At 45.5% G+C, this 11,572-nt stretch carries 10 protein-coding genes; 7 read left to right on the top strand and 3 right to left on the bottom strand.

The features are described 5' to 3' along the window. Positions 1-223: 223 nt before the first annotated feature. On the bottom strand, positions 224-1,225 hold the full coding sequence (locus AEA42_RS06925) for a helix-turn-helix domain-containing protein (RefSeq protein WP_231640366.1): 1,002 nt from the start codon (positions 1,223-1,225) through the stop codon (positions 224-226). A gap of 97 nt (positions 1,226-1,322) precedes the next feature. On the opposite strand from AEA42_RS06925, the gene AEA42_RS06920 reads away from it, so the two are divergent. After that, positions 1,323-1,859, top strand: coding sequence for a cysteine hydrolase family protein (locus AEA42_RS06920; RefSeq protein ID WP_037426629.1), 537 nt, complete (start codon positions 1,323-1,325; stop codon positions 1,857-1,859). A gap of 69 nt (positions 1,860-1,928) precedes the next feature. On the opposite strand, the gene cymA is transcribed toward AEA42_RS06920, so the two are convergent. Beyond that, the gene (gene cymA / locus AEA42_RS06915) at positions 1,929-2,492 is read right to left on the bottom strand and encodes a NapC/NirT family cytochrome c CymA (RefSeq protein ID WP_055647318.1); all 564 of its coding nucleotides are present in this window, start codon (positions 2,490-2,492) and stop codon (positions 1,929-1,931) included. A 410-nt stretch (positions 2,493-2,902) separates the two neighbouring features. Here cymA and AEA42_RS06910 point away from each other — a divergent pair, with 410 nt between their 5' ends. From AEA42_RS06910 to AEA42_RS06885, 6 genes are all read left to right on the top strand, one after another. Continuing rightward, the gene (locus AEA42_RS06910) at positions 2,903-3,265 is read left to right on the top strand and encodes a hypothetical protein (protein WP_055647317.1); all 363 of its coding nucleotides are present in this window, start codon (positions 2,903-2,905) and stop codon (positions 3,263-3,265) included. 90 nt (positions 3,266-3,355) lie between these two features. After that, positions 3,356-3,811, top strand: coding sequence for a DUF2057 family protein (locus AEA42_RS06905; protein WP_055647316.1), 456 nt, complete (start codon positions 3,356-3,358; stop codon positions 3,809-3,811). Between the two features lie 107 nt (positions 3,812-3,918). After that, positions 3,919-4,359 (top strand): hypothetical protein, encoded by a 441-nt coding sequence (locus AEA42_RS06900; RefSeq protein ID WP_047537915.1) that lies wholly within the window; start codon positions 3,919-3,921, stop codon positions 4,357-4,359. Between the two features lie 219 nt (positions 4,360-4,578). After that, positions 4,579-4,839 (top strand): heavy metal-binding domain-containing protein, encoded by a 261-nt coding sequence (locus AEA42_RS06895; protein ID WP_037423654.1) that lies wholly within the window; start codon positions 4,579-4,581, stop codon positions 4,837-4,839. A gap of 21 nt (positions 4,840-4,860) precedes the next feature. After that, positions 4,861-6,351: an efflux RND transporter periplasmic adaptor subunit gene (locus AEA42_RS06890; RefSeq protein ID WP_037423657.1), complete on the top strand. Its 1,491-nt coding sequence runs from the start codon at positions 4,861-4,863 to the stop codon at positions 6,349-6,351. Positions 6,352-6,360: 9 nt separating this feature from the next. After that, positions 6,361-9,504, top strand: coding sequence for a CusA/CzcA family heavy metal efflux RND transporter (locus AEA42_RS06885; RefSeq protein WP_055647315.1), 3,144 nt, complete (start codon positions 6,361-6,363; stop codon positions 9,502-9,504). A gap of 72 nt (positions 9,505-9,576) precedes the next feature. Here the strand turns inward: AEA42_RS06885 and AEA42_RS06880 are convergent, their stop codons facing one another. Further along, a complete protein-coding gene (locus AEA42_RS06880; RefSeq protein ID WP_055647314.1) occupies positions 9,577-11,151 on the bottom strand; it encodes a hypothetical protein in 1,575 nt (524 codons plus the stop codon). Between the last annotated feature and the right edge of the window lie 421 nt (positions 11,152-11,572).

Raw genomic sequence — 11,572 nt, 5'->3', positions numbered from 1 at the left:
TTGGAGGTACTCAGGCGGCCTGATTATCAAATCACGGAGAAAGAATTGCTGGCGGCCTGGGTATTATTCGCCAATCAGTTGCTCAAATATGGCTATGCTATGGCTGATTTATGAGGGGATCCTTCAGTGCATTGCTTCCAGGTTGCCATCTTCCATATGCTGTTTAAAAATCTGCTGACGCTGCGCAAACAAGATTATCTACAAGTGTTTATCTTCGGCGTATTTAGTTTATTGAGCTATCGTCGACAGGTGTTAGCGCAGGCGTAAGCGCACTAAACCTTTGTCGAAAGGCACTCGGGGTTAGGCCGGTAATACGAGTAAACGCTTTGCGACAGGCACTCACATCCTCATAGCCAACTTGGTGCGCTATGGTCTCGAAACTCAGAGAACTATTTTCGAGTAAGTCACAGGCCTTTTGGATCCTGAGTTTTTGTAGGTATTCATTAGGCTTATGCCCCGTCGCTTTCACAAAACGTCGCAAAAAAGTTCGCTCGCCCATACAGCACTGCTGCGCCAAAACCGCAACACTCATCGGCTCACCATAGTCGGTTTGTAGGCGATTTTGCAGATTCAAGATCACAGCATCCCCATGATCTCGTTTAGGTAAAAACTGTTGGTAATAACGCTGTTCACGCCCACCGGTGTCGATAACAAGGTACTTACCCAGTTGGCGCATGACTTTCACATGGCAAAACTGCGCGACTAACTCTAGCCCCAAGTCGAGCCACGACATCATGCCAGCAGCCGTGATGATATCGCCCTCGTTAACCATGATTTTTTCGATCTCGAGTTTCACCTGTGGATATTGGGTCTCAAACGTTTCCACTAATCCCCAATGGGTTGTCGCCTTGCGGCCATTGAGTAAACCCGCTGCGGCCAGCACAAATGCTCCCGCACAGGCAGAACAGAGGATAGCTCCTCGGGCATGTTGCTGCTGTAACCATAATCGCAATGAAGGCGCTGCATTGAAGTAAAGCTCAGTCTCGATGCTCGGCGGGATAATCACTAATTGATAGCACTCTTCGAGATTCATCTCCTCTAGGGATAATCGAGTCACTGCAAAACTGCTTGAGCTTAGGGATTTATTTTCGTCAGCTAACATCAGCTTATTAGCCACCAGCAACATCTCTTCTAAGCCAAACACTGCTGAAGTTAAACAACCGGGTATGGCTAATATCGCCACTTTTAATGGGGATTGCTCGGCAAAATTTGTCAATTTAAGCACCATAGATGTCATTTCTGCCACTCTTAATGGCAATGAATCTACCGCAAACTCTCCTTCGAAGACATCTTTTGCAAGAGAAAACGAACAGGAGAAAAATATGTCGAGCTTAAACCAGATCCCAGCGAACAGCGCCTTAGTGATTATTGATGTGCAAAATGACTACTTTCCCCATGGGGCTTACCCACAATGGCAAGTCGATGAGGCATTAGCGCGCACCTTGCACTCAGTGCAATGTGCCCAGCAACAGGCAATACCTATTATTCTCGTGCAGCATATCGCCGATACTGCTCAGGGTGACGCCCCCTTTTTTAACCCACGCACTCAAGGGGTTGAAATCCATCCAGCGCTTTTAGCTGAGCTACCCAATGCCCCAATTGTGGTAAAACAATTTGCCGACAGTTTCGACGGCACAGAGCTAGCCAACTTACTCCAAGATATGCAAATCAAGCATTTACTCTTATGCGGTATCATGACTCAAAACTGCGTGACCCATACAGCGCTATCACCCGCGGCACAAGCCTATTCAGTGCAAGTGATTGCCGATGCCTGCACAGCTCCCACGCAAATGGTGCATCAAATTTCGCTAAGCGCCTTGTCCCGCAGAGTGGCATTAATCAATAGCCAAGACTTATAAGACGAGAAAGCAAAAAGCCCTCGAAAGAGGGCTTTTTATTTTAATATCAAGCTATTGAAGCGCTAAACCTTATCCTTTTGGATAGGGGTGAGCAACACCTTTGTGGCAGTCCACGCAGGTCTTTCTTGCTTCAGTATCTTTCTTGAAGTTGTTGGTGTGCATTCTCACAGCCATTGGCTTCATTGTTTCAGGTTGATTTTCATAAATGCGAGTATGGCAATGTTGACAGTTAGCAGAGTCATTACCACGGAAGTAAGCTAAAGCTTTGTCAGCTTGCTCTTTGCGGTTTTCGTCTAACCAAGCTTGAGTGTTAAAGCCATCGATAGTTAAGAAACCGTATAAGTCCTTGGATACGATGATTTTCTTGATCAAGTAATCCACTGGAGCATGTGGTAAGTGGCAGTCTTGACATTGTACGGTCACACCAGCACGGCCACCGCCATGGGCAGAAGCTAACACTTCATTTTTCAATGAGTGGTTGCTATGGCAGCTCATACAGAATGCGTCTTCACTCGTCGCATGTAAGGTTTGTTGGGTTGCAAAGTAGCCCACAACACCAATAACGATACCAACAACCAGTAGCGCTAGGATGGAATATTTCGCGCTGGGTTTAAATAGTGCACGCCAGTTCATCACTCTATCTCCGAAAATATGGTCAAAATTAGTTTTTATAAGACTATTTTATATTTTTTCATTTATTAGAAATTTGATTTCAAGCCTAAAATGCCGATTAATGTAAACTTAAAAGCGCAAAATGAGACTTAGCTCTAACTCTGAATAATACGACTCGCTAAAACCAGCTTAGCAGAGCATTAGGGTACTTCAACTCTCACTAATACATTCATCATTATGCTAAGCGACAAATGATTAAGTACTACCTTAAGAAGCTAAGGCAATGAAATCATTTTTAGAATACAAAAATGTGATCAAGACGACATTTAACCTTTGCTATAAAAGCCTGACGCCTAAAACTAAACTCAAAATGAAACTTTTTATGCAATTTGTTGGTCTTTAAGGATAGGTACATTGGCAACGGTTTTTTTATGGCTAAGTTTTGGATCACCATAACACTGTTATTTTCACTTATCGCTCAGTCGGCGATGGTGAATGCTATGCCAACTTCAGCGATGAATGACTTTCACGATATATCCAGCATGCAAATGGTTGATGGCAAAATAAATTGCACTATGCCCGATTGCCCCCCAGACGAATGCATGTTGCATTGCCAAGACTCTCTTACCAACCATTGCAAAACTCATTGCGTTGCACAGCTTTATCTCTCAACATCACAACCACAACTCGCGTTAATGAGTCATGCTAGTAATCGTATTACGAACAAAAGCTGGGCGATTCAAACCGCCGACCTTGGGTTGACCACACCACCACCCAACTCCGATTTGCTGTAACCGATCTTAATCATTAAATCGATTCAATCGCTCGCGAAGCTGCCACCACGATTTGGCGCTCACGCGATCACGCAAATTTTGGAGTTTATTATGAAAACGACCTTATTTAGTAAAATTTTCGTTGGCGTTACATTCATCATCAGTACTATTGCTATCAGCATGACGGCGAGTGCTGCGACCTTGAAAGGCACTGATACACTCAATGTGGTCAGCATTAATGGCCAAGCAACTAAATCCTTTAAACCAGTACAACTACCTGAAGGTAAAGTGCTAATTGAAGTAAAATATCAAGATCTATTCAGTTATCGCGCCGATGACAGTGGCACTTGGGTGAAGTCTGAGCCTCTATTCTTTACCCTAGATGTTGCACCACAGTCGAATTACCAGATCAGCACTCCAACATTAACTAGCGAGGCTGATGCCAAACGTTTTATCAATAACCCTCGTATACAGCTCAGTGTAGATGGTGCCACACCACTGCCACTCGTCTTGCAAAATCACAGTCAGTTAATGGCAGAGATCTTGCGAAATCAGGTCGCTAGATAATCCAACCTTAGGAGCGATGAGCGGAGGCATTAACTAAAATGTGAGTTAACGCATTGCAGCATAATGCCTCTGTGCTAGAATCCAAGCGTTCATTATCTGGAATTATTATGCATCAAACACTTAGTCGTTATTTATTAGTCATATTCACTTTACTCGCATTGGTCGGGCAAGGTGTTGTGTCTAATGGACACGCTATGGTGATGCGCTCAATGGAAATGGGCGCTATGGTTCATAGCCTTTCCAACCAAGGAATGGATCACGCGGCAATGATGCAAATGAACACCGAGCACCACGCTGACGCCAGTGCAATGGCCAATACAAATTGCTGTAACGATCAAATGCTTCCCGGCGCAAAACAGCATTGTTGTAATGGCACCACGTCCTGTCTTAACGATTGTGGACATTGCTTGACGATCTCAGTTGCTGGTACGCTTTTCAGTCCACATCTTTGGCCCAGTGTGAGTCTGAGTGATACCCCTATGGCCACTCCTATGCCTCATTTCCACTCTATCTCTTTATCGTCGGCCTTCAAGCCACCGATAGCCTAGTCCTAGCCTCTTTGTGCCCTTTTTTCAGGGCGAACCAAGCTAACTATTTATTTTGCCGTTTATTGTGGTGCCCTCTTATCAAGCACCCAGAGTAAAGCTAAAACGTTGACTGTGCACGATGCTACCCATGGCATTAGTTTTGAGTATGCACTCAAGAAATAAGCTCAATCACGTTTTATGCACTCATATTCGGCCCTAAAACCCGATGGAGTGAATAATATGAAAACCTTAACTAATCTTGCCTTAGTTGCATTTTTAATGACCAGCACCAGTGTGTTTGCTACAGCAACACCCCATGAGCATCACCACAACAATGCCGCGCCACAGGAACAAGCTGTAGCCTATGTTTGCCCAATGCATCCCGAAGTTACAGGTAACAAAGACGATACTTGCCCTAAATGTGGCATGAATTTAGAGCCTAAAGCGACGACAGAAAAAATGGCTGACGGTGCAATGCACAAAGATCACGCGCACCACTAAGCTAGGCTGGAGATGAGGCATATGAACCAATTTTACAAAGTAAAAAAACCGTGCACTAAGGCTGTGTTGATACTCAGTAGCCTTCTGCTGGGCACACCTTGGTTAACCCAGGCTCAGCTTGCTGATCCTGCGGCTCAATCAGAGGCGGGGCATCAGCATAACAGCAATAGCGCCAATCAAGTCAAAACATATACTTGCCCTATGCACCCTGAAGTAGAAAGCCATGAACCCGGCCGCTGCCCTAAGTGCAATATGTTCCTCGTTGAGAAGGAAGAAACAAGCAATACTGCACAACATGACGAACATCAAGCACATACACAAAACGCCAACGCGGCTCAAGTGTTTGATACTCCAACGCCTAAAGCCAATAACTTAGTCAAAAATCAAAATTCTGGCGCAACGATTAAGTATGTGTGCCCAATGCATGCCCACATCATTAGTGATTTTCCAGGTACTTGCCCTATTTGTGGGATGAATTTAGAGAAGGTCGAAACAGGCGGTAATACGCAGGAAATTAACATTAATGTCTCTGGCGGTATGCAACAAGCACTTGCCCTTAAAGTCGCCAACGTTGAGCGCGATACCCTATGGAAGTTTGTCGAAACCGTGGGTCAAATAGACTATGACGAGAGCCAGATCAGCCATATTCATGCCCGCGTTACTGGCTGGGTTGAAAAGCTAATGGTTAAATCCATGGGGGATACCGTCAAAAAGGGGCAGCTACTTTATGAGATCTACTCACCCGATTTAGTCAATGCTCAGGATGATTATCTGCTCGCCTTAGATACAGCGAAAACCTCCGGTAGCCAAAGATACCAAGATCTGGTTCGCAGGGCAGGCTTAAGGCTGTCGTTCTTAGGGTTTAACGAACAACAAATCAAACAATTAGCCAGCTCACGCCAAACCCAATATCGAGTACCGTTTTACGCGCAACAGGAAGGTGTTGTCGAAACACTCTCCATCCGTGACGGTATGTATATTGAGCCTTCTACTGAAGTCATGTCATTGGTCGATCTTTCTAAGGTATGGGTCATCGCCGATGTGTTTGAAAATGAACAAAGCTGGATTAGGGTTGGGCAAAAAGCCGAAGTCTCTGTGCCCGCGATGAATATCAACGGTATAGAAGGCACGGTTGACTATATCTATCCCGAGCTAGACCCTGTTACCCGTAGTTTGAGAGTGCGCGTGGTACTGAATAATACCGATGTCTCTTTAAGACCCAAGACACTCGCTAAGGTTTCGCTCTTTGGCGGCCCAAATAAGGATGTACTCGTGATCCCACAGGAAGCGCTCATCCAAACGGGTAAAGAAAACCGCGTAATAGTCAAACAAGCCGATGACAGCTTTATCGCAAAAGCTGTCACTGTAGGCATGATGAGCCAAGGCAAGGCCGAGATAGTCTCGGGCCTAAGCGAAGGTGAACGTGTCGTCACCTCAGGGCAATTCCTGCTCGACTCCGAGGCCAGCCTCAAGGGCAGCCTAATGCGTTTAAGCAGCGGTCATCAGCACTAGGAGCGCATTATGTTGAAATATATTATCGAGTCCTCGATCAGACAAAGACTTATGGTGTTAATTATCGCCATCATGGTTACTGTCTGGGGCGTGCAGGAGTTGCGTAAAACGCCGCTCGATGCCCTGCCGGATTTATCCGACGTGCAGGTGATCATTAAGACCCCTTATCCAGGGCAAGCACCAAAACTGGTTGAAGAACAAGTGACTTACCCATTATCGACCGCCATGTTAGCCGTACCCGGTGCAAAAACCGTGCGGGGTTTCTCGATGTTTGGTGACTCTTATGTGTATGTGATCTTCGAAGATGGCACCGACATCTATTGGGCGCGTTCACGGGTGTTGGAGTATTTAAGCCAGATCAGCAGTCGCTTACCTAAAGGGGTACAACCCTCACTCGGCCCCGATGCCTCTGGCGTGGGCTGGGTGTTTGAGTACGCGCTGGTCGACCGCTCCGGCAACTTAGATCTCTCGCAACTTAAAAGCCTACAGGATTGGTATCTCAAACTTGAGCTACAAAGTGTTGCCGGTGTCTCCGAAGTCGCAACCGTCGGCGGTATGGAGCAGACCTATCAGATCGTGCTCGAGCCAGACAATATGGCGATCTATAAACTCGATATCGCCACCGTCAAAGAGGCGATAGAAAGAGCCAATAGCGAAGCTGGTGGTTCAGTGGTCGAAATGGCCGAAGCCGAATATATGGTGCGCGCCAAAGGTTATCGTCAAACATTAGCTGATTTTCGTGAAATCCCATTAGGGATTACTAGCCCTTCCGGAACAGCTTTACTACTCAAAGATGTCGCTACAGTGCGCAAAGGTCCCGCTGCTCGCCGCGGCATTGCCGAGCTTGATGGCGAAGGCGAAGTCGTGGGCGGCATTGTGGTGATGCGGTACGGTGAAAACGCGCTTTCCACTATCGATGCGGTTAAAGCTAAACTGGAAGAGTTAAAAACAGGTCTGCCTGAAGGGGTGGAAATCATTCCAACCTATGACCGCTCTCAATTAATTCAAAAGTCAGTCGACAACCTATTCAGCAAAGTCATTGAAGAAATGTTGGTTGTGGGCTTGGTTTGCCTATTATTTTTACTGCATGCACGCTCAACATTGGTCGCGGTGATTACTTTACCGCTGTCGATTCTTATTGCCTTTATCGTAATGAATAAAATGGGGGTGAATGCCAATATTATGAGTCTTGGTGGCATCGCTATTGCCATCGGTGCTGTAGTGGATGGTGCGATCGTCATGATCGAAAACCTACACAAACATTTAGAGCACTTTAAAACCGAACATCAACGCGAACCGTCGGTTAAAGAACACTGGGAAATTGTTAGCGCAGCTTCTATCGAAGTGGGCCCTGCACTGTTTTTCTCACTGATTATTATCACCTTAAGTTTTGTACCCGTATTTGCGCTAGAAGCGCAGGAAGGACGCTTATTTGCGCCACTGGCTTACACTAAAACCTTTGCCATGGCGGCAGCGGCATTATTATCCATTACGCTAGTGCCAATTCTGATGGGTTACTTTATTCGTGGAAAAATTCCTAGCGAGCGCAGTAATCCCATCAGCCGAGTGCTAATTGCTCTGTATCAACCGTCGTTGAAACTGGTGCTGAAGTTTCCAAAAGTAACCCTACTAATTGCTTTAATGGCACTGGCCAGTGCTTGGTACCCCATGACACGTATGGGTAGCGAGTTTATGCCTGCGCTCGAAGAAGGCGATTTACTCTATATGCCAACGGCATTGCCAGGCATTAGCGCCAGTAAAGCAGCCGAAGTGCTACAACAGACGGATCGTTTGATTAAAACCGTCCCTGAAGTCGCTCGCGTATTTGGTAAGGTGGGGCGGGCCGAAACGGCGACAGATCCTGCGCCACTCACCATGCTCGAAACCACAATCATGCTAAAACCCCACAACGAATGGCGTGAAGGCATGACCTTAGATGGCATCATTAATCAGTTACAGCAGACGGTAAAAGTGCCTGGCCTCACAAACGCTTGGGTACAACCAATTAAAACACGTATCGATATGCTATCAACGGGCATTAAAACCCCCGTGGGCATTAAAATTACTGGTGCAGATGTCAATGAGCTGCAAGCCCTAGGCACCAAAATTGAAGCTATCTTAAGCAAGGTCCCACACACTAAATCGGCCTATGCTGAACGGAGTGGTGGTGGACGCTACATCGATATCACGCCAAAACTAGATGTTGCCGCTCGTTATGGTATGTCATTACAAGATATTCAGGATGTAGTGCGTTACGCCATCGGTGGTATGGATATTGGCGAGTCCGTACAAGGTGCTGAGCGTTACCCTATTAACCTGCGCTATCCAAGAGAGCTGCGTGACAATATCGAGAAACTGCGTGAACTACCTGTGATCACTAAATCGGGAAATTACTTACCACTTCGCAATTTAGCCGATATCGAAATCACCGATGGTGCACCAATGCTCACCAGCGAAAACGGGCGCTTAATCTCTTGGGTATTTATCGATATTGAGGGCACTTCTATTGGGGAATACATTAACACCGCGAAGCAAGCTTTAAATGCCGAACTCAAAATGCCGCCCCGTTATAGCTACAGCTTTGCGGGCCAGTACGAGTATATGCAACGGGTCGATGCCAAACTAAAGCAAGTCATCCCAATGGCATTAGGAGTCATCTTTATCCTACTGATGATGACCTTTGGCTCTACCATGCAAGCGAGCATGATCATGCTGAGTCTACCCTTTGCCTTAGTCGGCAGCACTTGGCTATTGTATCTACTGGATTACAACATCTCTGTTGCCGTCGCTGTTGGTATGATTGCCCTTGCTGGGGTAGCAGCAGAATTTGGGGTGATTATGTTGGTCTATTTAAATAACGCCATCAAACATCGACAGGAGAAAAACCTTTACCACAGCGTTGAAGACTTAAAAGAAGCCTTGATAGAAGGTGCGGTCATGCGGATACGTCCTAAAGCGATGACAGTTGCCACCATCTTCTTCGGCCTACTCCCCATTATGTGGGGCGCAGGTTCGGGTAACGATGTGATGCAAAAAATCGCCGCCCCAATGGTCGGCGGAATGGTAACAGCACCAATACTGTCGTTGTTTGTACTGCCGGCACTGTATCTTCTCATTTACTCGCGTAAATTAAAGCAAGACGCAGTTCACTGATAGTACAGGCATAAAAAATCCCCCAAACCATAATAGTCTGGGGGATTTTTATTCAACCGCATTTAAAAGGGCTTATTGAACCGTGTTAACAAACACAGGGTTAGAATAGAACCACAGGTCGTTATAGTTACGATCATTAATCTTGTTATACCAAGACTGTACCGATTCACCTTCAGCTTGATTAATCACAGCTGACTTCAAAGGATTACCTCTTTCCGTCAGATTAGCTTGGTTATAATCTAAATTAGTCCCACGCAGACGGAAATATTGATGCCGATCCGCGATAAAACTGTAACTCATACTGTAGTAGCCATCGGCATCTTTATGCCAGTCGGCACGAGTAAAGGTTTTAACGACTAAGGTTGAATCGTTTGTTTCTTTTCTGTAGGCCGCGGTCCCAGGCTCAGCACGCTGACCCACGTTACCCGCAATCAAGTCTATGTGGTTTACACCAGGGTTAATTCCAGCATAAATTTCATTACCTATATCGGACTCTTTATTATTCAACGCCGGACTTTTAAAGCGAATAGTGAGTGTTAACTTATCGCCAGGTTTAGCCACTAAAGTTTGTCCCATGGTGACACTATTCTTATTGCCATTTTCAAGCTTAAAATCCAAGGCATCGATCAAATCACCAAACACAGAAAAGCTATTACCCGAGCGTAATCCCTTCAAAAGCGCTGTAGTATCTTTGCCATCGACCCAAGTGTAACTTTTCGCATATTCACCGGGATAATAACTACTAGCGTAGGGAGTACGTGTTTTGAAGTGGATATCCGAGTTACCCATGTTCCAAATTCGACGACCTTCACCCAATAATGCATCCCACCAGCCACCGACCTCAGCAACAACCGGATCGACGCCGCCGTACACTCCACTACTACGCTCACCATAGTCACCACGGTTACCACTGAACTGGCCACCGACAAGACCTTCAACCATAAAGAAAACATTCGGAGCAACATCGTTCAGCTCTCTAACATCTTGAATCGTATAACTGGATAAATAACGACGAGGATGATTTAGCATCCCGTAGCTGCTGTCTGGATAATGAGTCTCTAACCACTTCAAAGCAGCAATAGCATCCTCGTGAGTCTTATTTTGACGGGTATCCCCCGCAGCCGTCCATGCAGCAACATCTTTTGGATCAAAGTTCGTAATATCATTTTTACTGCTAAATCTGTACTCAAAGGTCTTAACCGCAGACAGAACTTTGGCTTCATCACCTAAAATACCAATGTTAAAGTGCTCATGGGTTGGCATATCCCACTCAAAACTTGAATAAGCAATCTTGCCCTCATAGTTAGGCATGTTCTTCTTTAAACCGGGAATTTCATACTGAGTTAACGCATCGTAAAACAGTAACCCACCGACGTCGTTATCATCATTATCTTGACTGTTGTTACGCATATGATTTGATAATGAAACATAGTCTAAACCGAAGTCACCAAAGGCCCATTTCAGAATATCAGACTGGGTTTCACGAGCATCCTGCGAAACCGCAGTGTGAACGTGTAAGTCACCTTTTAGCCAACGCCCACTGGGCTCAATGGGTGTAGGATCAGTCTTATCAGAGTCAGAATTACAACCAGATAGCACTACTAGAGACGATAATAAAACAACATTGAGATTTATGACCTTATGCATGAATAACCTCTTTATATTCAAAAGTTTTAGCAATAAAACCCGAATATAAGTCGAATGCATGACACCCTAATGACACTGATGTTTACGATCCATAAAATAAGCCTCTCAGTTTACAACGCTTATATGTACCATTAACGCAGCGCACCACAGAATTGACTCGACTCACTGCTGTAGAAAGGATGCCATCACATGACTAAGCCATCTTGTTTAATCATCAGCCAAATATGGCCACAAAGACTTTTCCTTAAAAAACGATTACATGTTTTACTCGCTTCGTTCAGTTTATGCTCTGCACTGAAGGATCCCCTCATAAATCAGCCATAGCATAGCCATATTTGAGCAACTGATTGGCGAATAATACCCAGGCCGCCAGCAATTCTTTCTCCGTGATTTGATAATCAGGCCGCCTGAGTACCTCCAA

This window comes from Shewanella sp. Sh95 (genome assembly GCF_001308045.1).
In the GTDB taxonomy this organism is placed as follows: Bacteria; Pseudomonadota; Gammaproteobacteria; order Enterobacterales; family Shewanellaceae; genus Shewanella; species Shewanella xiamenensis.
Note: the sequence above shows the minus strand (reverse complement) of the source record. Positions and strands in the feature narration are given on the sequence as shown.

Coding starts and splice junctions, on each gene's coding strand:
- AEA42_RS06920 (WP_037426629.1), top strand. CDS start 1,323: ATGTCGAGCTTAAACCAGATCCCAGCGAACAGCGCCTTAGTGATTATT.
- cymA (WP_055647318.1), bottom strand. CDS start 2,492: ATGAACTGGCGTGCACTATTTAAACCCAGCGCGAAATATTCCATCCTA.
- AEA42_RS06910 (WP_055647317.1), top strand. CDS start 2,903: ATGGCTAAGTTTTGGATCACCATAACACTGTTATTTTCACTTATCGCT.
- AEA42_RS06905 (WP_055647316.1), top strand. CDS start 3,356: ATGAAAACGACCTTATTTAGTAAAATTTTCGTTGGCGTTACATTCATC.
- AEA42_RS06900 (WP_047537915.1), top strand. CDS start 3,919: ATGCATCAAACACTTAGTCGTTATTTATTAGTCATATTCACTTTACTC.
- AEA42_RS06895 (WP_037423654.1), top strand. CDS start 4,579: ATGAAAACCTTAACTAATCTTGCCTTAGTTGCATTTTTAATGACCAGC.
- AEA42_RS06890 (WP_037423657.1), top strand. CDS start 4,861: ATGAACCAATTTTACAAAGTAAAAAAACCGTGCACTAAGGCTGTGTTG.
- AEA42_RS06885 (WP_055647315.1), top strand. CDS start 6,361: ATGTTGAAATATATTATCGAGTCCTCGATCAGACAAAGACTTATGGTG.
- AEA42_RS06880 (WP_055647314.1), bottom strand. CDS start 11,151: ATGCATAAGGTCATAAATCTCAATGTTGTTTTATTATCGTCTCTAGTA.